This window comes from Planococcus chinensis (assembly GCF_042681545.1).
Taxonomy (GTDB): Bacteria; Bacillota; Bacilli; order Bacillales_A; family Planococcaceae; genus Planococcus; species Planococcus chinensis.
In genome coordinates this window covers 40,660-61,434 of record NZ_JBHUFW010000010.1, presented here as the reverse complement: position 1 = coordinate 61,434, position 20,775 = coordinate 40,660, and the positions used below count along the sequence as shown (strand labels likewise).

The 20,775-nt window shown below is 50.7% G+C and carries 19 protein-coding genes; 10 read left to right on the top strand and 9 right to left on the bottom strand.

Features of this window, described 5'->3' with window-relative positions; genetic code table 11:
• Window positions 1-31 precede the first annotated feature (31 nt).
• Window positions 32-163: an Lmo0850 family protein gene (locus ACFSDB_RS12400; protein WP_377340221.1), complete on the bottom strand. Its 132-nt coding sequence runs from the start codon at window positions 161-163 to the stop codon at window positions 32-34.
• A gap of 255 nt (window positions 164-418) precedes the next feature.
• Between ACFSDB_RS12400 and copZ the strand changes: the two genes are divergently transcribed.
• On the top strand, window positions 419-637 hold the full coding sequence (gene copZ / locus ACFSDB_RS12395) for a copper chaperone CopZ (protein WP_204893402.1): 219 nt from the start codon (window positions 419-421) through the stop codon (window positions 635-637).
• Between the two features lie 213 nt (window positions 638-850).
• Window positions 851-2,032, top strand: coding sequence for an MFS transporter (locus tag ACFSDB_RS12390; protein ID WP_377340217.1), 1,182 nt, complete (start codon window positions 851-853; stop codon window positions 2,030-2,032).
• Window positions 2,033-2,084: 52 nt separating this feature from the next.
• Here the strand turns inward: ACFSDB_RS12390 and ACFSDB_RS12385 are convergent, their stop codons facing one another.
• Together ACFSDB_RS12385 and ACFSDB_RS12380 are read right to left on the bottom strand one after the other, a co-directional pair.
• Window positions 2,085-2,945 carry an SDR family oxidoreductase gene (locus tag ACFSDB_RS12385; protein WP_204893405.1) on the bottom strand — a complete coding sequence of 287 codons (861 nt, stop codon included), beginning with the start codon at window positions 2,943-2,945 and terminating at the stop codon, window positions 2,085-2,087.
• Window positions 2,946-3,118: 173 nt separating this feature from the next.
• Window positions 3,119-4,417 (bottom strand): MFS transporter, encoded by a 1,299-nt coding sequence (locus tag ACFSDB_RS12380; protein WP_204893407.1) that lies wholly within the window; start codon window positions 4,415-4,417, stop codon window positions 3,119-3,121.
• A 113-nt stretch (window positions 4,418-4,530) separates the two neighbouring features.
• On the opposite strand from ACFSDB_RS12380, the gene ACFSDB_RS12375 reads away from it, so the two are divergent.
• Window positions 4,531-5,745 (top strand): helix-turn-helix domain-containing protein, encoded by a 1,215-nt coding sequence (locus ACFSDB_RS12375; RefSeq protein ID WP_204893409.1) that lies wholly within the window; start codon window positions 4,531-4,533, stop codon window positions 5,743-5,745.
• Between the two features lie 633 nt (window positions 5,746-6,378).
• On the opposite strand, the gene ACFSDB_RS12370 is transcribed toward ACFSDB_RS12375, so the two are convergent.
• Window positions 6,379-7,500, bottom strand: a complete 1,122-nt coding sequence (locus tag ACFSDB_RS12370; protein ID WP_204893411.1) for an NAD(P)/FAD-dependent oxidoreductase — start codon at window positions 7,498-7,500, stop codon at window positions 6,379-6,381.
• Between the two features lie 161 nt (window positions 7,501-7,661).
• On the opposite strand from ACFSDB_RS12370, the gene ACFSDB_RS12365 reads away from it, so the two are divergent.
• The 5 genes from ACFSDB_RS12365 (at window position 7,662) to cls (ending at window position 13,256) form a co-directional block, all read left to right on the top strand.
• Window positions 7,662-8,513, top strand: a complete 852-nt coding sequence (locus ACFSDB_RS12365) for an MBL fold metallo-hydrolase (RefSeq protein WP_204893413.1) — start codon at window positions 7,662-7,664, stop codon at window positions 8,511-8,513.
• A 171-nt stretch (window positions 8,514-8,684) separates the two neighbouring features.
• Entirely contained in the window at window positions 8,685-9,947 is a 1,263-nt protein-coding gene (locus ACFSDB_RS12360; protein ID WP_204893415.1) for a glycosyltransferase, read from the top strand.
• Window positions 9,892-10,611 carry an HAD-IIB family hydrolase gene (locus ACFSDB_RS12355; protein WP_204893418.1) on the top strand — a complete coding sequence of 240 codons (720 nt, stop codon included), beginning with the start codon at window positions 9,892-9,894 and terminating at the stop codon, window positions 10,609-10,611. The genes ACFSDB_RS12360 and ACFSDB_RS12355 overlap by 56 nt, the downstream gene beginning before the upstream one ends.
• A 192-nt stretch (window positions 10,612-10,803) precedes the next feature.
• Window positions 10,804-11,634 (top strand): squalene/phytoene synthase family protein, encoded by an 831-nt coding sequence (locus tag ACFSDB_RS12350; protein WP_204893420.1) that lies wholly within the window; start codon window positions 10,804-10,806, stop codon window positions 11,632-11,634.
• 167 nt (window positions 11,635-11,801) lie between these two features.
• On the top strand, window positions 11,802-13,256 hold the full coding sequence (gene cls, locus ACFSDB_RS12345; protein ID WP_204893422.1) for a cardiolipin synthase: 1,455 nt from the start codon (window positions 11,802-11,804) through the stop codon (window positions 13,254-13,256).
• A 73-nt stretch (window positions 13,257-13,329) separates the two neighbouring features.
• Here the strand turns inward: cls and ACFSDB_RS12340 are convergent, their stop codons facing one another.
• The gene (locus ACFSDB_RS12340) at window positions 13,330-14,277 is read right to left on the bottom strand and encodes a M15 family metallopeptidase (protein ID WP_204893423.1); all 948 of its coding nucleotides are present in this window, start codon (window positions 14,275-14,277) and stop codon (window positions 13,330-13,332) included.
• Between the two features lie 595 nt (window positions 14,278-14,872).
• Between ACFSDB_RS12340 and ACFSDB_RS12335 the strand changes: the two genes are divergently transcribed.
• Window positions 14,873-16,024, top strand: a complete 1,152-nt coding sequence (locus tag ACFSDB_RS12335) for an MFS transporter (protein WP_204893425.1) — start codon at window positions 14,873-14,875, stop codon at window positions 16,022-16,024.
• Window positions 16,025-16,296: 272 nt separating this feature from the next.
• Here ACFSDB_RS12335 and ACFSDB_RS12330 read toward each other — a convergent pair whose 3' ends face one another.
• From ACFSDB_RS12330 to ACFSDB_RS12315, 4 genes are all read right to left on the bottom strand, one after another.
• On the bottom strand, window positions 16,297-16,542 hold the full coding sequence (locus ACFSDB_RS12330) for a hypothetical protein (protein WP_204893427.1): 246 nt from the start codon (window positions 16,540-16,542) through the stop codon (window positions 16,297-16,299).
• Window positions 16,543-16,592: 50 nt separating this feature from the next.
• Window positions 16,593-17,372 carry a membrane protein insertase YidC gene (gene yidC / locus ACFSDB_RS12325; RefSeq protein ID WP_204893428.1) on the bottom strand — a complete coding sequence of 260 codons (780 nt, stop codon included), beginning with the start codon at window positions 17,370-17,372 and terminating at the stop codon, window positions 16,593-16,595.
• Window positions 17,373-17,543: 171 nt separating this feature from the next.
• Complete coding sequence (locus ACFSDB_RS12320) at window positions 17,544-18,329, bottom strand: helix-turn-helix domain-containing protein (RefSeq protein ID WP_204893430.1); 786 nt, start codon at window positions 18,327-18,329, stop codon at window positions 17,544-17,546.
• A 295-nt stretch (window positions 18,330-18,624) separates the two neighbouring features.
• The gene (locus tag ACFSDB_RS12315; protein ID WP_204893431.1) at window positions 18,625-19,530 is read right to left on the bottom strand and encodes a diacylglycerol/lipid kinase family protein; all 906 of its coding nucleotides are present in this window, start codon (window positions 19,528-19,530) and stop codon (window positions 18,625-18,627) included.
• 101 nt (window positions 19,531-19,631) lie between these two features.
• On the opposite strand from ACFSDB_RS12315, the gene ACFSDB_RS12310 reads away from it, so the two are divergent.
• On the top strand, window positions 19,632-20,768 hold the full coding sequence (locus tag ACFSDB_RS12310; RefSeq protein WP_204893433.1) for an MFS transporter: 1,137 nt from the start codon (window positions 19,632-19,634) through the stop codon (window positions 20,766-20,768).
• Window positions 20,769-20,775 lie beyond the last annotated feature (7 nt).

Sequence of the window (20,775 nt, the reverse complement as noted above, 5' to 3'; positions counted from 1 at the left end):
GACGCCGGGCGTCGGAGTTTTTTATGTAAGCTCATTGAATTTGCGGGGTTTGCGGCAAAGCCAAAGCTTTCAGTAATTCCACTCGTGATTTTGTGATTTTTGCTTGGATTCCCAGTTTCGATAAATTTGAAACGATTTTGCGAACTTCTACGTCTTTCGCCATCCATATCACCTCTTTATATTCTGCATACTGTATAAACGTTTCCGGCCAGCCGTTAGTTTCATATGTAACTACGAAATATTTGACTTTTCTGTGTCTACGTATATAATACCATCTTTTCAAGAGTTTAAACTTTTCATTTTGATGACAATGTGAAGAAAGTGTTAATTCTTTTATTCCCTCCAGCACGGGTGCTATGATGAAAATGGAAATAGCAAACGCTGTTTCTCCAAAATCCTATCTGAGGAGGAAGATAAAATGGCAGAACAAGTGACTTTACCGGTTAGCGGCATGTCGTGCCAGCATTGTGTAGGAAAAGTGCAAAAGAGCGTTTCCGCATTGCCAGGCGTGGATAAAGTGGACGTTTCGCTTGAAAATGCTTCTGTAGAAGTGGCATATGACAAGTCCAGCGTTTCCGTCAGCCAGATTGCTGAAGCGATCGAAGACCAAGGCTACGAAGTAGGAGCAGCAAAATAATAAAAGCAACACCTTATAAAGAAGGGTGGGGGAATCTCGGATTCCCCCACCCTTTTCATCTGCTTGCGTCCGCCCACCTAAAGAGAACCGCCGGCAGGACAAAAGCCAGTGCTGCCATTCGTAAAAAAGTGCTTTCTGTTTCCTTCGTTGTTGTTCCTTGCAAACAAAGGTAAAATGAAAGCACAGCCTTATGAGAAAGCAGGAATACTACTTATGAAGAAAACCATTCTTTTGTTGATGTCTGTCCAATTTTTCGTCTATCTCGGATTCGGCATTATTATACCGGTCCTGCCGGAAGTCATTGTCGAGCAAGGATTTGCGGAAATCCATGTAGGTGGATTGATCACGATCTATGCGCTCGCTTCCTTTTTCACCGCCCCGCTTTGGGGGAAGCTGTCCGACAACACCGGGCGAAAGCGGCTGATCTTGGTCGGCCTTGCCGGATTCAGCCTCAGCTTCTTCCTGTTTTCCCTGTTCCTCGATAACCTCGTGCTCTTGTATGCTTCGCGCATCATCGGCGGATTGTTCTCGGGTGCGCTTTATACAGCGGTAACCGGGTATGTCGCGGATATCACGACCGATGAAGAACGCAATAAATACATGGGGCTGCTCGGCATGTCCATCGGCCTCGGGTTCATTTTCGGTCCGGCCATCGGCGGCTTGCTCGGTTCCATCTCGCTTTCCTTGCCGTTCACAGCCTCGGCAGTCCTCATTTTACTGCTGATGGCCTATGCCGCTGCAGTTTTGAAAGAGCCGGTGCGCCAAGGCGAAGCCGTCAAACGCAAATTGCTTCCTAAAGGCGGCGCCATGCTGTGGAACTACCGGATCCGGTATTTGTTCCTGATGTCGTTCATGGTGACGTTCCTATTGGCCGGCCTGGAATCGACGTTCCAATTGTTCCAGATCGAACAGATCGAAATCACACCGCTCCAGCTCGGCTATTTGTTCATCGCAAGCGGGCTCGTGGATGCAGCCATCCAAGGAGGTGTTGTCCGCCGCATCAAGGACGGCGCTGAAACCAAATGGATCATGGGCGCCCAGGTGGTGACAGCAGCCGGACTCTTCATGCTTCCGTTCACGTCGAGCTTAGTGTTCGCCGGAGTCGCCCTCAGCATTTTCACCGCCGGCAACGCCTTGTCGCGAACGGCGCTCGTGTCGCTCACGTCCAAGGAATCGGGCGGCAAATACGGCACTGCTGCCGGCATGACCTATTCAATGGACAACGTCGGCCGCATCATCGGGCCGCTGTTCTTCACCTGGCTGTTGACGCTGCAGTCCGGCTCGGTCTATTATTTGTCCGGCGCATTGGCGCTTTTGAGCATCGGGCTCATCGTTCTTTATAAATCATCCGCTAAAACGCTGCGGACCACAGAAAAAGCAAGCGCCTCCGTGTGAGGCGCTTGCTTTTTGTTGTTCATCTTAGGCTTTCAGAGCTGTGAGTTTCATTTTAATAAGGCGTGCCACCGTTTACGTGGATGACTTGGCCGGTGACGTAGGATGCATCGTCCGAGGCCAGGTAGACATACGCCGGAGCCAGTTCGTCGGGCTGTCCGGGACGGCCGAGCGGCGTGCTTTCGCCGAACCCTTCCACTTTCTCCGCCGCAAACGAAGCCGGAATCAGCGGTGTCCAGATCGGACCTGGCGCCACTGCGTTGACCCGGATACCTTGTTCCGCCAAAGAGCCGGACATTGCACGCGTGAATGACAGGATGGCGCCTTTGGTCGCCGAATAGTCGATTAGGGTCGGCATGCCCTGGAACGCGGTGATCGACGTCGTATTGACGATTGCGCTTCCCGGTTTCAAATGGTCGAGCGCCGCTTTTGTCAGGTGGAACATGCCAAAGACGTTCGTGCGGAACGTCCGCTCCAATTGCTCGGTGGTGATGTCCTTGAGCGATTGCTGGATGTGCTGTTCGGCTGCGTTGTTTACCAGGATGTCCAGCTTGCCGAATTCATCGATCGTTTTTTGGACCGCTTCCTGGCAAAATGCCTCATCGCCGATGTCGCCGGCAATCGTCAGGCAGCGCTGCCCTTCCTGTTCGATAAACCCTTTGGTCTCTTCGGCATCTTCATGTTCATCAAGGTACATGATGGCTACATCTGCGCCTTCTTTCGCGAACGCTACTGCGACTGCACGGCCGATGCCGCTGTCGCCCCCTGTAATCAACGCGGTCTTGCCGGAAAGACGCTGCGCTTTGCCTGCCAGATTCTGCTTGAAGTCCGGGCGCGGCTCCATCTTGTTTTCAAAGCCGGGCTGGCGTTCCTGTTCCTGGGCCGGCACGTGGGAAATTTTATCTTTCTCCATCATCTTTCACCCTTTCCGTATTTTTCATGTCTCTGGCATTTTTCCCTTTGGCCGGCGACTTAAACCTGCCCTTCCGTTGCACATGAGCTGTAGGGAACCGGCCGCACCCCCATAGCCAAGGCGGCTATGGGGGTGCAGGTGTTATCAGGCAGGTGACTTTATTTCATGTAGCGGTTTCACTGTTTTTGGAGAACCGGTTTCTCAGGCATATCTCCTGCAAGTTCAGGGTATGCTTCTTTCAGGACCGATGGGCGGATCATATAGGCGATCAACAGGAACAGGCACAAACTGCTTCCCCATATGACGTATTGGGCAGGCAGCAGGTCGTACAGGAGCCCGAACAGGAGATAGCCCAGCGGCATCATGGCCATTGCCATCGATTCGAGGATGCCGAAGACGCGTCCGCGGTATTCTTCGTCTATATCTTTTTGCATCAGCACACCGATCGGCGTATTGACAAAAACGTTTGAAATGCCGAACCCAAGCATCAGTGCGAGCAGCACGGCCACATTGGCCCAATAGGACAATTCCATGACCAGCGGCAAGCCCATGCCGGCGAGGATTGCAGACATGACCAGGACGCCGCGCTTTGAAGACAGCAACGGGTATTTCAATTCTTTTCGAACGGAAAAATAAATGGAGGCCAGAAGCATGCCGACGGCAATCATCGCTTCGATAAACCCGAAATGGGTCGCTTCGATTTTCAGCCGCTGTACGGCGACGAATGGCAAGCCGATCATCAACGCCGAGAAAAAGAAGTTGAGCCCGATCGCTGCCGTCACGATGGTCATGATCACCCGATTGGATTTCAGGTAGACAAAGCCTTCTTTCATGCCTGCGAGCACCGACCCCTTCGTCTCTCCCACCGTTTCAGCAGCCCGGTTTGTGAAGAGCTTGAAATTCATCGTGGATTCAAGCAGAACCGCGAGCAGGCCAGCCGCAATCTGGATCATCAGGAAGACGTTCATGGAGACGAAGCCGAACAGCATGCCGCCGATTACAGGCCCTCCGATGGTGGCGATGGAAATGGCCGACTGGTTGAACCCCATCGCTTTCTGGATGCGGTCCGGGTCGATCAAGTTCGCAATGGCAGAGGAGAATGTCACACTGGTGAACATTGTGCTCAATGATATTAGCACCGTGGCGGCGTAGATTGCGACAAGCGATAATCCCTGGAACAAGCTATAGGCCAACAGGCCGCTGACTGCCAGGACACCGGCAAGCTGCGAAACGATGATGGTCGCTTTTTTCGGGTATTTATCAGCTACATAGCCGGCGAACGGCGCCATCAAGCTGCGCGGCAGGATGCTGCAAATCAGATTGACCGCAAAGCTTGCGGCCGACCCTGTTAAAGCCAGCACATATAAGCTGATGCCGAAGGTGTAGACGCTGCTGCCGAACGTGGAAATCAGTTTGCTGATGGTGAAGGTGTAAAGGTGATACGTCGCTTGTTTGACGGATGCCGAATGGGTCATGTTCATGCCCTCCATATTAGTTTAATTTAATTAAACAAAATATAGCACGATTTTTCTGGCGCCGCAAGCAAAAGTTGAATATAATTAAACCAACTCAAAAAGAGGGTGATGGAATGGAAACGCTTGGAGAACGTATCCGCAAATTGCGGAAAGAAAAAGGGCTGACCTTGCAGGCGCTTGCCGGCAGTGAGATGACCAAAGGCATGCTCAGCCTGATTGAAAACAATAAAGCGAATCCTTCTATAGAAAGCTTGTCCTATATCGCACAGCAGTTGGAAGTCGATCGCAACGAGCTGCTTGAAGAAGTGCCGACCACAGAGCTCCGCGGCCTCCTGCAGGAAGTGGAGAAACTTTATAAAGAAGAACTTCGCGAATTGAATGACTTCAAGCCGATCATTGAAAAGATCGCCCCATATGCCGACAAATTGCCTTACCGGTATGAATCTGCCCGGCTCCTTGAAATCTACAGCCGCTGCCAATACTATGCGAAAATGTCTGACTGGCAGAAAGCGCTCGAAAAATCGGAAGAGATGTACGAGGGGCTACACCTCGTGAATAACAGCGCAGATGTCCACATGTTCCGCGCCATGATGAAATTCAATGAACATAAATACGCCGAATCCTTGGAAATGCTGCAAGGCTCCCGCCGCTCCTTTGAAAACCGCAACGCTGTGCTGGATTCATTGAAAAAGCTGGATTTCGATTTTCTTGAAGCGATTCTGTATTTTGCGCTCGGCAAGGATGAAGAAGCGGTAAATTTGATGGATGAAGCCATCGAGTACAGCAAGGAACACCAGATTTTTTACCGTATCAATGACCTGTACCGGGTGATGGGCTTCCACGCGATTTTGACCGGCAACCGCGAAAAAAAGGAGTATTACGTCCATAAGCTCCGGCTGTTCGCCGATTTTTCAGATGACGATAAGATCCAGACCACCCTTGATCTTTTAGAAGCCCATGACCTGAATTCGTTTATCCACGATTTCGATAAGGCGGAAGCGCTGGTTGACCGGAACCTTAAAAAAGACAAAGACGGTGATCATCATCAATTCTATCTCGAAAAAGGCAAAGCGCTTTACGGCCAAGGAAAGCTCGACGAAGCGCTCACTTGGCTGAAGCGTCATCGAACTGCTGACTTCCTGCATCACCCCTATGATTTGGCGATGAATTATGAAAAAGACGCCTATATGGCACTGATTTATGAGGCGCAAGGCAAACATAGCTTGGCTAAAAAGCATGCAAAAACCGCCAAAGAGCTGATCGAACCGATGCCCGATTTGCCTTACAAGCAATTCATCCTGGACGTCTATCGGAAAATCAATGGCTGACATGTTTTGCTTTGCATATAAGATAAAGAAAAAATCCCGCCGGACTCCGGCGGGATTTTGCAGACTGTAGACAAAGTCTAATTTGAATAAATAGAGATGCATAAGCCCGACCAGGCTGGCCACTTCGCTTTCCGTGGGCTCGGCTTCAGCCGCTTCCCTTGCTCCTGCGATTACTCGTCGCAAATTGAAAAAACATTCGCTTCGCTCAGTCCAGGGTCTTCAGCTCGAGTCGCTTCGCTGCTCCCACAGGAGTCTCGTGGCCAGCCCGGTCGGGAGACTCCTGTATCTAATAGATAAGATAAGGACTCTGATTCTGCTTTAATCTATAGAGAGCAAGCCGCTGGCTTCAGGATTCGGAACGAAAGGCGGCGAGCAAGTTGGTCGAAGGCAGTTCGGCCGACTTGTTTGCGACGAAGCAGCGAAGCGATGCAGGAGCACCGGTTTTCCCTGCGGGATAGCGAAGTGCCGAACTAACTCGGACGCCAGTCCGAGTTAGTTCGGCGCGAGCCCGCGGAAAGCGTCCGCCTGAAGTGGAGAATCCAACACAGCTTTCGTTAGTTTTATTCATCTACTTGAAAAATTATTCTTTTGTCTATAAGCTCAAAAATCCCGCCGGACTCCGGTGGGATTTTGTTATTCCATTTTTTTAAAAACTTCTTCGATGGGATAAAGGCTCAAGTCGATTGCGAGCTCTTCACCGAGTGCCAGTTTCGCAAGTTCGCGGCCTAGATACGGCCCAGCCGTCAATCCGGATGCCCCCAGCCCATTCGCTGCAAACAGGCGCGGATGCCCCGGAACGGCCCCGATGAACGGCAGTGCGCTTGTAGTAGCCGGGCGGAATCCCGTGACTGCGCCTGCCAATTCGCAAGCGGCAATGCCGGGTGCTGCATCAATGGTCTTGTCGAGGATATGGTGGATGCCGCCTGCCGTCAGTTTCATATCGAAGCCTGCATCGTTTTCATGCGTCGCGCCCGCGACGATCCTCCCGTCTTCGAACGGGACGATATATTGGCCGTACGGCACCATTGCGACCGGCCATTGCCCGGTCGCTTTTTCGTCATTCTGCAAATGGAGGATCTGCGCTTTTTGAGGCACCACATCAAGCAGCAGGCCGAGCGGCTTGAACAAGTCTGCAGCCCAAGCGCCTCCTGCAGAGACGATGCGATCTGCAACATAGTCGCCGCTGTCTGTCCGCACGCCTGCCACTTGCCCGTCTTCGACGATAAGCGCGGCATCCCCGTGCACTTGTACGGCGCCGAGGCTGACGGCTGCATGGATGAGCGCATCACGGACTGCCCGGCCATCGACACGCGCCGCCCCTTCTACATAAAGCGAACCGTAGTGTTCGGAAGCGAACGGGAACCGTGCCCTTGTTTCTTCTGGAGAAAGCCTGCGCACTTCCCCCATTTCGGGCGCACCCAACCGCCGCTCGCGCGCTTTCTCCTCCATTTTATCAAGCTTGCTGTCCTCGTGGATGCTGACGATGCCGACTTGTTTATAGCCGGTTTCGTGTTCGCCGAGCGCTTCCAGCTCCCGGATCAATTCCGGATAATAGGCAGCCCCGCCTTTTGCAAGTCCATACCACGCCTGGTTTCTCCGTTGGGAAATCCAGGGGCAGACGATGCCGGCAGCCGCTCCGGTCGCTTGGCCTGCGTCCCCCCGGTCAATCAGCGTAACCGCAGCTCCCGCTTTTGCTGCGTGATAGGCTGCTGAAGCCCCTAAAATTCCTGATCCGATGATGATAACTGATTGCATATGAACACCTGTCCCTTTTTTGTCTTATCCCTTCATTTTACTGGAGAACAGAATGAGACTCAAACGAATGAAAGGAATTTCCGCCTTTCCTGATTCGATTCGAGGAATTGGGGTAAAACAACCTATAGAGTGAATCGAGAGATCCGGAGGAGGAAAATGATATGGAAAGAAGTACATCAACCGAAAAAGTGCTGCCGGTAACTTCATTCAAGAGCGGTTCCGGCATCGAAGTGGTGCCAGGGGTTTATTGCTACACAGTCCAGGTGGCCAATGTATTTTTCATCGGTAACCCAGCCGTCAGCAACGAATGGGTGCTGGTCGACACCGGCATGCCCGGCATGGCCTACCGTGTGCTTGAAGAAGCGGAAAACCATTTCGGCCCGGACCATAAATTGAAAGCGATCGTCCTGACACATGGCCATTTCGACCATGTCGGCGGCGTCATCGATATCCTTGAAAAATTCAAGGTGCCCGTCTATGCCCATCCGCTTGAATTCTCTTACTTGAAAGGGGCGACCGACTACCCGGAACCGGATACTACGGTCGAAGGCGGCATTGTCGCAAAGATGTCCTGGGAATTCCCGAACAAAGCGATCGACATTTCAGCCCATCTGCGGGAACTGCCGGCGGACGGCACCATCCCTCCTCTGCCGGGCTGGCGCTGGATCCATACACCGGGCCATACCGAAGGGCACGTCTCCCTGTTCCGCGAAGACGGACGTGTGCTCCTTGCAGGAGATGCCTTTGTGACAGTCAAACAGGATTCGTTGTACAAGGTTATTGTGCAGAAAAAAGAAATACACGGCCCCCCAGTCTATTTGACGACCGATTGGCGTGCGGCCTGGGAATCCGTTGTGAAATTGGCGGACCTGCGCCCCTCTGTTGCAGCAACCGGCCACGGCAAGCCGATGCGGGGAGCCCAATTGGCAAAAGGGCTTGTTGACCTTGCGGAGAACTTCCAGGAACGGGCAGTCCCGAAATACGGGAAGTTCGTCGAACACCAGGCAAATTAGTTTTTACTTCCCCTGATTTTTCAGGGGGTTTTTTTATGAAAAACGGGCTTGAAAATCTTTTTGTAAAAAACATGGGAGAAAGTGTTTAGAGATTTCAGAAATCGGGTATAGGAATAACCCGGTCTAAATATTTTTGCTAGACCGGATATTTACGGAATGGAGATGAGCACGATGACGAAAAAAGCGCTTTTTGTTTCCGACCACGGCGACCCGCTTGCTAAACTCGGCGGAAAACAAGCCGGCGGTCAAAACAATTACGTAAAACAATTAGCCCTTGCCCTCGAAAAAGAAGGCTGGCAAATAGATGTAGTGACCCATTGGTGCGACGCTTCAGCTCCGAAGATCGAACAATTTGGAACTGCTTGCCGGGTGATCCGCATCGAGGCCGGCTATAAAGGCTTCGTATCAAAAGATGAAATGTATACAATGCTTCCCGCTTTCTATAAAGAAATGAAAGAAGAACTCGAACTCGAAACATATGATATGGTCCATACCCATTACTGGCTGTCAGGACTGCTCGGAAAACGTTTAAAAGAAGAATTCAACTTGCCGTTCGTCCACACGTCCCATTCTTTAGGCTGGGCAAAAGCGAAAGCTACCGGCATCAAGGATGCGCGCCGCATGAAAGCGGAAAAAGCCATTCTGAAAGCAGCAGACCGCATCATTGCCACTACCAATAACGAGAAGCAGCTCATCCTGGAAAATGTCGATTCACCTTCTCCTATCAAAGTGATCCCCATCGGGGTTGACCAAGCATTTAAAGTGCGTGGAATCCGTACACATCTCAGAAAAAAGTTCGGTTACGAGACACCCCTCTTTGTCTTTGCCGGAAGACTGGAAGAAACGAAAGGCATCTACACCTTGCTGGAAGCTTTCCGTTTGCTCGCTACGAAAAACGATACCGCCTCTCGTCCGCAGCTATTGATTGCCGGCGGCGAAGAAGATGCCATCGATCCGGAAACAAAGTTGCCGACGGATCCAAAGATGCGCGAAATTCTGGCAGGCATCGAAGACCGGGTTGAATTTCTCGGGCCACAGTCACAGGAAGAACTGGCGATGCTGTTCAATATCGCGACAGCCACCATTGTGCCGAGCTATTACGAATCATTCGGAATGGTTGCCGCAGAAGCACAGGCTTGTGGCAGCCCTGTCATTGCCTCCGATGTGGGCGGCTTGAAGAACGTTGTACAGGACGGCATTACCGGCCTTCTGGTAGAGACGAAAAACGAAATCGACTTGGCGATCGCCATGGAAGTGCTTTCCATCAACACCCTTCTCGTTGAGCGCCTTAGCCGCCAGGCAGTGCGCATTGCACGCAAGGATTTTGACTGGGAAGCGATATCAGCACGCATCGACAAAATGTATGAGGTGATCATCAGTGCACGGAGCAAAGCATATACTAGCAACAGACCTGGACGGGACGCTAGTTGGTGACCCTGAGGGCCTGCAGCAGCTATTGAATTTTTATGAAGAACAGGTTTACGACGTCTCCTTGGTCTATATCACGGGACGCTATTACGATTCGGCGATGGGATTGATCGAACAGGAACAATTGCCGATGCCGGATGTATTGGTCACGGATGTCGGAACGAGCATCTATGCCGGACAGCCTTTCCGGAAAGATCCGGAATGGGCAGCCCGTATGCGTGAAGGCTGGCAGCCGGAGCGCATCGAAGCGATTGCCGCTTCGATTGAAGGGCTCACGAAACAGCCCTTGCCGCTCGAGAACCGCTGCTCGTATTTCGCAGACGGCTCCAGGCCGGTTGAGGAATTAAAGCTTCAGCTGGAAGAAGCCGGCATTTTGCACAAGTTGGTATTCAGCGGCGGACGGGACGTGGATGTCCTGCCCCATCGGAGCGGAAAAGGCGAAGCGCTCGAATACCTTTTGGAAAAATACCAAATTGAAGACGCAAAGCTTTTGGTGGCAGGCGATTCCGGAAACGATTTGGAAATGCTGTCTCTCGGCTTCCCTTCTGTCATTGTTGGGAATGCCCAGCCAGAACTCCTTGATAGCCCGGAACACCCAATGATTTACCGTGCGACCAAACACTGCGCAGGCGGCATTCATGAAGCCTGGACCTATTTCCATAGCGAGTAACCTTCCACGGCCCCAAAAGCCTTTGGAAGGTTATTTTATTGACAGGATTCGGCCATGCCTTGAGTAATCATTTGTTTTTTTATTTAATTGGTTTATATTTAGTAGAAAGGCAGTTTCATGATATCCACAAAACCGGCCGTTGCCCTATACATAGCGGGCTTGATATTGCGCCATGAACAGGAGGAAATTGAGATGAGTAAAGTCGCGAATTTGCAAAAAGAGTCCATGGTCATGTTAAAAGAAACAAGCCGGACTTTTTTCATCCCAATCAATTTTTTAGAGCCCACGTTGAAAAAGACGGTTGCGTCTGCATACCTGTGTATGAGAGCGATCGATGAAATCGAGGACCATCCGGAGCTGGAAGATGCAGCGAAACAGAAATTGCTGCTTGAAATCAGCCGCATGCTGCAGACCACATTCGACCGGACTGCCTATGAAGCCCTCATCAAGCCGTACCTTCACCTTTTGCCGCCCGTGACGCAGCGCCTTGCGGATTGGATCAGCGTCTGCCCGGCGGAGATTGTCGGCAAAGTGAAAGAATCGACTTCTGAGATGGCCGGCGGCATGGCCAAATGGGTGGAAAAGAAGTTTTCCATCGAGACCCGGGAAGATTTGGACGACTATACGTATTATGTGGCCGGGCTCGTCGGTACAATGCTGTCGGATATTTGGAAGTGGTACGACAACACGGAAACGGATCCGGACCTTGCCATCGGTTTCGGCCGCGGGCTGCAAGCGGTCAATATGCTGCGCAATTTCGATGAAGACCTGGAACGCGGCGTCTCATTTGTGCCAAAGGGCTGGAACCGGGATGACATGTTCCAGTATGCGAACGAGCATCTTGCCCAGGCGGACCTGTATGTGAAGCCTATCCGGAACAAACGGATTCTGATGTTCTGCAAAGTGCCATTGGCGCTTGCCCATAGCACGCTGAAAGCTTTGAAATCCGGAAAAGAGAAGATGACCCGGAAAGAAGTCGAAGGCATTGTCGAACAGCTGAAAGAACAAGAACAAATCAATTAATTAGCCGAAACGCATTCATTTGGATACTGGATGCGTTTTTTATTTGTCCCAAAAGGGAAGTGAAATAAGAATATATACTTACTTCTGCCGGAACTCTTTTTCATATTTTTCGTCCAAATAGTCTATACTGAATGGTATATGAATACATATCAAAATGGAGGATTCCCATGACCGTCTCAATTATCGGCATATTGACTGCCGCAATTTTCCTGATCAATATTTTCCTTGCGGCTGCGCTTGTTTTCCTTGAACGGCGCGACGCTACTTCTACATGGGCCTGGATTTTGGTGCTGTTTTTCATTCCGATTTTCGGCTTCTTCATCTACCTTCTGCTTGGCCGGAGACTGCGGAAAAAGACCCTCTTCAAATGGGAAGGCCGTTCCCGCGTCGGCATCGAATCATTGATCTCCCATCAAATGGAGCTGCTCCATGAAGGGAAATTCGATTTCAGAAATCCGGATGTCAACAACTACAAGGACATGGTCTATTTGCATCTGCGGAACAACGGCGCTGTTTTGACACAGGACAACTCGGTCCGAATTTTCAACGACGGACGCGAAAAATTCAATGCGCTGATCGAAGATATGGAGAACGCCAAAGACCATATCCATATCCAATACTATATCTTCCGTCTTGACGAACTCGGCACCCGAATCATGAAAGTCTTGACCGCCAAAGCAAAACAAGGGGTCAAAGTCCGGTTGATGTATGACGATATGGGGTCGCGCAGTTTGAGCAAACGGCATTTCCGCGAGTTCGTCAAAGCCGGCGGCGAGGTGGAGACCTTCTTCCCTTCCGTCTGGCCGCTGATCAATCCGCGGCTGAATTATCGCAACCACCGGAAAATCGTTGTCATCGATGGACGTGTCGGCTATATCGGCGGATTCAATGTCGGCGATGAGTATTTAGGGTTGCACCGCAGATTCGGCTATTGGCGGGATACCCATCTGCGCGTCGAAGGCAGTGCCCTCCACCCGCTCCAAACCCGCTTTATCCTGGACTGGAACCAGGCATCCGCCAGGCACGACATCGAATACGATGAATGCTTCTTCCCGGCAATTCCGGAAAAAGGCAATACCACCATGCAAATCGTTTCAAGCGGACCTGATGAAGAATGGGAACAAATCAAGGATGGCTACTTGAAATTGATCAACATGGCAAAAGACTACATTTATATCCAAACGCCGTATTTCATTCCCGATCCGAGCTTTTATGACGCCATCCGGATTGCCACGCTGTCCGGCATCGACGTGCGCATCATGATCCCAAACAAGCCGGATCATCCTTTCGTATACTGGGCGACGTACTCTTACGCCGGGCAATTATTGAAAGCCGGGGCCCGCGTATTCATCTACAACAACGGATTCCTGCATACCAAGATGATTGTCATCGACGATAAAGCTTCGACCGTCGGCACAGCAAATATCGACGTGAGAAGCTTCAAGCTGAACTTCGAAGTGAATGCCTTCATCTACGATTCAGCTGTTTCGAAAGATCTGGCAAACCTATTTTACCAGGATATGGAACTTTCCGACGAACTTACTTACGAAACGTATTTGGCACGGACACGCATGATCAAAACAAAAGAATCGATCGCCAGGCTGCTGGCACCAATCTTGTAGCAATAGTTAAAAGGCGTTTCCGGAAATCCCGGAAACGCCTTTTCTTTGTGGTATAAAGTTTCAAATGCGCCAATTATTGCACGCCTAAATATTGTTCGAGCGTCATGCCTGTCGAGAAAATCTTGGCAGCCGCTTCAGTTCCGACATAGCGGAAATGCCACGACTCATGCATATAGCCAGTCAGGCGTTCGGCGCCTTCCGGATAACGGAGGATAAAGCCGAATTTATGGGCATTCGCTTTCAGCCACTTGCCCCCTGCAGTTGCCCCGAACGATGTCGACGCCCAATGCTGCTCTTGCCCCGCTTCCCCGATATCGAATGCCAGGCCGGTCTGGTGCTCGGAAAAACCCGGACGGGCGCTGTAGCGGTCAGCCGCTTGCTGGCCGTCTTTTGCGACATAGCCCTCGTAAAGGACTTTTTGGCGGGCGAATTCACGGTAGGTGCTAAAAGCATGCAAATTGATGCCCTCCGCCTTCGCGGCTTGTTTCATCGACTCGAAAGCAGCACGCGCTTCTTTGCTTTCCCCCGGCGCGTAATTCTGCGGCAACGGGTAATGCTTGTTGGCCAGCAGGATCCCTTTGATGAATGTCGGCTTCTGCGGCAAAGTGATGTTCGGCGGATACTGCGTGGCATCAGCCGGTTTCTCCTGCACTGCAGGCTTCTCTTCTGCCGGCGGCGCTGGTTCTTCCGGTTCTGCCGGCGTTTCCGGGGCTTCTTCCGCTGGTGGTGTTACCGGTTCGGCTGGCGTTTCCGGTGTTTCTTCAACCGGCGGGGCCGGCTCAGCCGGTGTTTCCTCCTGCGGGTTTTCCGGAACCGGCGCTTCTTCTGTCGGCGCTTCCGGCTGTCCATCCGGCACTTCCGTTTCGGTCGACCGGAATGCCGACAGGCTGCGCTCCACGTTCCAGTCATTGGCAAACAGCCAGGAAGCCGCTGCTAATACTGCTAACGACAAAACGCCGATAAGGGTCCATTTTATATAAGGTTTCTTTTGGTTTTGTTGGAATGAATTACGGGATTTCATAGCTTGCCTTCCTTCTTTGGACTTCTTTGTCATTTTACCATTTGTTTCTGGGAAATTCCCCTTAAACAAGTGAACATTCGGTATACTTTATCATAGACATTATCGGAATGCGGTGAAGTAGTGAAAAAAATAGTTATATGCCGCTTCGGCCGCTTTGGGCAGAGCAAAGACGATTGCTCCTGCGCAAGCTCGTCGCAAAGGCGCTGCCGAAAGTGCCCGGCATCACCTTGGCTCCCGCAATGAGCCGGGAAGGACACCCGTCTCATTGCTTCGCCTAGCCCGAGGACGCGCCGGCGCTGGTAGAATTCTTTGAAAGCTGATAACTTCACCTAGTGAGCAGTACTGTTCAAGATATGAAGCAAAACGGCGGAGAAAACCGTACTGCTCCTGCAGCACTGCGTGCTTCGTCGCAAAGACTTGCCCTCGCAGGCTTCGGGTAAGTCTTGCCTGCGGGAACAGCGAAGTGCTGAGATCCACTCGGGCGTTTAGCCCGAGTTAGCTCAGCGCGAGCCCGCGGCAAGCGCAGCTGTTTTGCGGAATATCGCCTACTACTAATCTCTACTTCACCGTTTCCCGAAGATACGAGGTAATTACTATGAACAATCAAAAATGGCTTTCCCTTAACTTTTTCGCTTTTTTCTTCACCTGGGGCGTCGTCCTGCCGTATTGGACCGGCTGGCTGACGAATGAAAAAGACATGAGCGTTTCTGCAGCCAGCATCATCATGGGCGCCGGCATGATTGCCCGCTCCTTATCAACGCTGCTGTTCTTCCCCGTCATGACCCGCCTGTTCTCACTCGGGCGCCTGATGCAGTGGCTCGCGATCGCTTCTGCGGCCATCATGGCCCTGTACATACCAGCAAACTCATATGCCCTGCTGTTCATCATCACATTCGCCTTCAACCTGGTTTATCCGAATCTCTTGCCCGCCATGGAAAGCGGCGCGACGCTTTTGATGCAGACTGACCGCATCCATTACGGCAAGAGCCGTTCCTTCGGTTCTGTCGGCTATACCATCGCATTGCTGCTGGTCGGGGCGGCCACTGCGGTTTGGCAGGAGAGCGCCATCCTTTGGGTGATGCTGGCCGGGCTCGTTTTCATGGCCTTTACCCTGTCAGCCACTTCGCCCATACCCTTGCAGGTCATTCCAGAACGCAAGAATCCGGCTGCCAGCGGCGCAGTTCGGCATCTGCTAAAATCAAAAGCGTTCGTGACCATCCTGGCAGTGACTACATTGCTGCAAGGCGCACATGCCGCCTACTATAATTACGGATTCATTTACCTGCAGGATCTCGGAGTCAACAGCTTTTACATCGGCATCGTGCTGAACATCGCCATTCTTTTTGAAATCTTCTTTTTTGCCAAAGCCGACACGATTTTCAGCAAATGGTCTGTCTCGTCGATGTTCCTGCTTGCAGGAGCCGGTTCGACCCTCCGCTGGGCGCTGATTTTTCTCTTCCCTTCAGTTTGGGTCTTCATCTTTTCCCAAGTCCTTCACGCCTTATCATTCGGCGTTGCCCATTTCGCGTTTATCCGGTATATTTTCAAATCGCTGCAGCCCGCCCACATTCCGGCTGCCCAAGGAATGTACGCAGCCATCGCCATGAGCCTCAGCGTCGCGCTACTGACCGTAGTCGGCGGCTTCCTGTACGAGATTTCACCAGGCTTGTCGTTCCTCGGCATGGTCAGTTTTTCAGCACCCGCTTTTGTACTGGTGCTCTTGACGAAAAAGAAATACAATTATTAAGCTTTCGACCCCCAGAAAACTCCGTGGATGCGCGAATAAATAAGTACAAACCATTACGAGGAGCTGGGTATTTTGAAACAAATTTCAGAAAAAGACATCTTAAATCTCATGCACCAATTGGATGCCTTATTAGAAGAACGCCAAAAAGAAAAGTTCGACCACGAAGAAAACGTTCCGGCTGCTTGATTCAGCCCTTATCTAATAGAAAACAGCACCAGCCTTTGAGCCGGTGCTGTTTTTAAATTGCCCAAAATGAGGATTGCCGTGGATGGTCAGATGACCACCATGGCGAGCACCACGAAAAAGAGGATGCCGAAGATGACGGCCATGCCGAGCATCCACTTTGCTTCACGGTCCATGCCGCGCGCTTTCATCTGGCGGTAGCGGAAACTATTGGTCAGGACAAACAGCAGCGTCATCAAGAGCACCGCCATATCGAGGTTCCCCATGATCAGAAAAGTGAGGGACGTGATGCTCAGAAAAGCGATCAGTATGCCAAGAAGCAATTTATTGTTCATTATTCTCATCTCCAAAAAAGAAAGCCGGCAACAGGGCCGGCTTTTCATGATTATTTTTTCTCTTCGACAGCTTCAAGCGCTTTTTCAGGATGCTCCGAGTAGAACTTCCGTCCGATGAATGTCTGGATGATCAACAGCACACCGCCGACTGCCCAATAAACCGGCAATGCAGCCATGGACGTGAACGACACGAACATGATCATGATCGGTGAAATGTAGATGAACAGCTTCATCTGCTGTTGCTGTTGTTCCGGCATCGTCCATAGGGACACTTTCGCCTGGAAGAAGTACACGGCACCCGCAATCAAGGTCATCGCAATATCCGGTGTACCGAGGTTGAACCATAAGAACTCATGGGATTTGACATCCGGCGAATACAGGATGGCAAAGTATAGGCCCATGACGATCGGCATCTGGATGATAACCGGCAGGCAGCCCATATTAAGCGGATTGACGTCATGCTTTTTGTAGAGGCCCATCATTTCCTGCTGGATCTTCATCTGCTCTTCTTTGTCTTTTGACGCTTTCAAGCGTTTTTGGATATCTTCCATTTCAGGGCGCAGCTTGTCCATTTTGACTTTCATGCCTTGCTGGCGTTTGTACGTGCGCAGCATGAAGGGCATCAGGACCAGGCGGATGATGACCGTGATGGCGACAATCGCCAAGCCATAACTGCCATTAAACAGATTCCCCAGGTAGTCCAAGGAGAAATCGAACGGTGCTACGAACAGCGTATAGAAGAAACCTTCTTTGTTTTCCACGGCGGAACAGCCGCTAAGCAATAAAACCGCAGCAGTCAGCAACGATAATAACGTAATTTTCTTTTTCAATTTAGTCACCTACACCTTTTTTAACTATAAAGAAGTATACCGATAAGCCGGCCAAAATTCAATCAGGCACTATGAAACGCAGCAGATTCTTACCGCTTGTGACAAAATTGAGGCTGCCGGACCTGCCCCTGCGCTTTTTGAGCGCAAGAAAAAAAGGAGAAAAAATTCTCCTTATTTGGCATTCGGCAGATTGTAGCGGAAATACGGAATGTGCTGGCTATCGCGGAATTGCTTCGGCGTGACCGTCGTGTATTTCTTGAAAATGCGGGTGAAATAGCTTTGGTTGCAGAAATGGAACTGCTTTGAAATATCGGAAATGCCTTTGTCGGAGTGGCGCAAGTAATACTGGGACTCCTCGACGCGGCGCACGTTCAAGTATTCGACAAGTGTAATCCCGGCATGTTCTCGGAAGATGCGGGACAGATGGCTGGTCGAAATATTGAAGTGCTTGGCAATGTCCTCTACTGACAAGTCGCGTTCTACTTCATCGTTGATGAACATGACCACTTTATTGACGGTCTGGTGGCCGAATGAAGGCTGTTTGCGCTCTGAGATGATAGACGTGAAAAATTCGATCAGTTCATCCGCTACGTAAAGGAACTCGGAATCGTTCATGTGCTTTTCCACCAATTCAACGCAAGCCACGTTGAACGCAAAAGCTTTTTTCGGCGGTACGCGCATTTCATAGAGTTTACGAGCCATTACAGACGAAAGGACTATATAATAATTTCTCACTTGCCGGATTGTTTCTTTGCCAGAGCGAACGGCGATCAAATCAATCAATGTACGCAATGTCTGTTTTGCACGGTCTTTTTCCAAATGATGAATTTCGTAAATTAATTGAGTTTCTATTTCAAAAAACTTATCCAATCCTTCATATTGGCCAATTGTTTCACTTTCGTTCATGAAAATTTTGGAAATTGTTTCTTGGATTGTTGGCATTGCTATCATATTCATGTTTTCCCCGTCTTTCTTTGCATAAGTTTTTGCAGTCGTTACTCCTACTATATACCGTTATGCTCAATAATAACATAGCTAGGTGCGTAAATTTTTATTTTTTTATGTATTTTATTCAAATATAAAATGCCTTTTTACCCTATTTAAAGGAAATATATTACCTAAATTTCTTGGAAAAATATTTTTGAGCAGTGGATCCAGCCCCAGCCTGACAAGTAGAATCCAATATTTCCCTTAAAAAAATCAAAAAAGCCAGCCACTTGTTGCGAAGGGCTGACCTCTTTCACAATATAATTTATTTTTCTATGTCTTTTTTGTCGGGCGGCACTAAAGCGCGGATATGCCGCGGCAGTACTTCGACCAAAAATGGCGTGGCACAACCTTCATCCCCATCTATATTACAAGATAATGGTTCATTTGTCCCGATTGAAACCTTGGTAGTATGAATAACTTCTACAGCCGGATCTTTTTCCAGCTTGCCGACCAGCATCGCGCCCGCAATTCGGATAAACGCCGGTAGTGCAGCATTCTTGATAATGTACAAATGCAGCAGGCCATCATCCGTCAGTGCTTCCGGCGCCAACTTTTCAAATCCGCCAACTGAGTTCGTCAGCGCCACTAACACCAATTTGGCTTCTCCTTCCCATGTCCCGTGGTCGTGGGTGATGGTGAAGTATTCTTCAGCATCGGAAGTGATGGCTTTCAGCCCTTCGATAAAGTAGGCAAATGCCCCGAGCTTCGTTTTCTGTTCAGGCGTCACTTCATACGTGGACTCTGCCACTTGGCCGAGCGCGAGGATGTTCATGAAATAATGGTCGCCGACTTTTGCAATATCCACCCGTTTTTCAGATCCGGTTTTCATGCCGGCAATGGCTTCTTCCGGATCGAGCGATATTTTCAGTGCACGCGCAAAGTCATTCACTGTGCCAAGCGGAACCAAGGAAAACAGGGGCTGGTGTTCCTGCTCAGCAAGACCGGAAACCGCTTCATTGATGGTTCCGTCCCCTCCCATCGCTACGACGAAATCGTAGCGCTGCTCGCACGCTTCCCGTGCAAATTGCGTAGCATCCCCCTGTTTTTCGGTTTCACGGGTATCTACGCTATAACCCATCTCGGCGAGCGTCTCTTCAACTTGTTCCCGGTAATCCGACGCTTCTTCTTTGCCGGAAGATGGATTCAATATAAACATCGCTTTTTTCATATGGTTACCTCCGGTGCTATAATGTGGATATACTTCTCTTTACCCCCAATGCATCAAGGATTAATCCATCAGGTTTTTATTTTCGAAAGTGAGGGAATTTTTTGCGCTCGTTCATCTATATCATCATCTTCTTCGCTTTCTTTGACCTTTTCGCCCAATTGCCGATCATGAGCCCCTTTGCCGTCTCGCTCGGCGCTACGCCGTTCCTTGCCGGCTTGGCGGTGGGCATGTATTCGCTGTCCAATATTTTCGGCAATATTGTTTCCGGCGTCGTTTCAGACCGAAAAGGCCCTTATGCCATTCTGGTCTTCGGCCTCCTGGCTACAGGGATTGTCCTGTTTTCCTATAGTTTATCCACCGGCCCCTATAGCTTGCTCGCCATCCGCTTTTTCCACGGATTGGCGGCGGGCTTGACTGTCCCGGCGGCTTTCACTTATCTGGCAAACCGTACCGACCATAGCCGGCGCGGCAAAAGCGCTGCCGTTTCCGGCGCTTTCGTCGGCCTTGCTGCCATAGTAGGGCCTGCGTATGGCGCCATTTTTGCGAGCCGCAGCTCCGTTGAACAAACCATGAGCTTCACGGGGACCTTGTTGGCCGTTTTGGGCGTTTTGGCGTTTTTCGCGCTAAAGGGCCAAACGATAAAAAAAGAGCCCCAGTCCTCAAAACCGTTGGCGTTTTCCGATATGATCCGCAACCGCGGGCTGCTCCAATCATTCACCGGCGCATTTTTCCTGATGTTCTCACAAGGCGTCCTTGCTTATATGCTGCCTTTGAAAGTGGAAGAGCTGGGTTTCGAATCCGAAATGAGCGGGCTATTGCTAAGCACGTTCGGCATTGCAGCAATCCTTGTCTTTTTGTTGCCGGTCAACCGGCTTTTCGATAAGATCAGGCCGCTGCATACCCTATTCGCCGGCTTCATCCTGATGGGGCTGTCGCTGTTTTTGCTCAGTGGATCTTCTTCCGCTTTGGGGATGTATTCCATCATGTGTACATACGGCATCGGTTTCGCGTTCCTATTCCCGTCCATCAATTCCTTGCTCATTGATTCGACGGAAGCCGAATCCCGCGGGCGGGCATATGGCTATTTTTATGCATTCTTCTCACTAGGCGTGGTCGCCGGATCGAGCTTCACCGGCGCACTTGCGCTTTCTGCAGACCAAGGCTTCGCAGTGACCGGCGGCCTGCTTGGCGCCGTAGCCGCCGCTGTTGCGCTTATCGAAAAGAAAAAACGGCAATGAAAAAGGA

Excerpts from the sequence above, each read along its gene's own strand:
- ACFSDB_RS12400 (WP_377340221.1), bottom strand. The coding sequence starts at position 163 with ATGGCGAAAGACGTAGAAGTTCGCAAAATCGTTTCAAATTTATCGAAA.
- copZ (WP_204893402.1), top strand. The coding sequence starts at position 419 with ATGGCAGAACAAGTGACTTTACCGGTTAGCGGCATGTCGTGCCAGCAT.
- ACFSDB_RS12390 (WP_377340217.1), top strand. The coding sequence starts at position 851 with ATGAAGAAAACCATTCTTTTGTTGATGTCTGTCCAATTTTTCGTCTAT.
- ACFSDB_RS12385 (WP_204893405.1), bottom strand. The coding sequence starts at position 2,945 with ATGATGGAGAAAGATAAAATTTCCCACGTGCCGGCCCAGGAACAGGAA.
- ACFSDB_RS12380 (WP_204893407.1), bottom strand. The coding sequence starts at position 4,417 with ATGACCCATTCGGCATCCGTCAAACAAGCGACGTATCACCTTTACACC.
- ACFSDB_RS12375 (WP_204893409.1), top strand. The coding sequence starts at position 4,531 with ATGGAAACGCTTGGAGAACGTATCCGCAAATTGCGGAAAGAAAAAGGG.
- ACFSDB_RS12370 (WP_204893411.1), bottom strand. The coding sequence starts at position 7,500 with ATGCAATCAGTTATCATCATCGGATCAGGAATTTTAGGGGCTTCAGCA.
- ACFSDB_RS12365 (WP_204893413.1), top strand. The coding sequence starts at position 7,662 with ATGGAAAGAAGTACATCAACCGAAAAAGTGCTGCCGGTAACTTCATTC.
- ACFSDB_RS12360 (WP_204893415.1), top strand. The coding sequence starts at position 8,685 with ATGACGAAAAAAGCGCTTTTTGTTTCCGACCACGGCGACCCGCTTGCT.
- ACFSDB_RS12350 (WP_204893420.1), top strand. The coding sequence starts at position 10,804 with ATGAGTAAAGTCGCGAATTTGCAAAAAGAGTCCATGGTCATGTTAAAA.
- cls (WP_204893422.1), top strand. The coding sequence starts at position 11,802 with ATGACCGTCTCAATTATCGGCATATTGACTGCCGCAATTTTCCTGATC.
- ACFSDB_RS12340 (WP_204893423.1), bottom strand. The coding sequence starts at position 14,277 with ATGAAATCCCGTAATTCATTCCAACAAAACCAAAAGAAACCTTATATA.
- ACFSDB_RS12335 (WP_204893425.1), top strand. The coding sequence starts at position 14,873 with ATGAACAATCAAAAATGGCTTTCCCTTAACTTTTTCGCTTTTTTCTTC.
- ACFSDB_RS12330 (WP_204893427.1), bottom strand. The coding sequence starts at position 16,542 with ATGAACAATAAATTGCTTCTTGGCATACTGATCGCTTTTCTGAGCATC.
- ACFSDB_RS12320 (WP_204893430.1), bottom strand. The coding sequence starts at position 18,329 with ATGAATATGATAGCAATGCCAACAATCCAAGAAACAATTTCCAAAATT.
- ACFSDB_RS12315 (WP_204893431.1), bottom strand. The coding sequence starts at position 19,530 with ATGAAAAAAGCGATGTTTATATTGAATCCATCTTCCGGCAAAGAAGAA.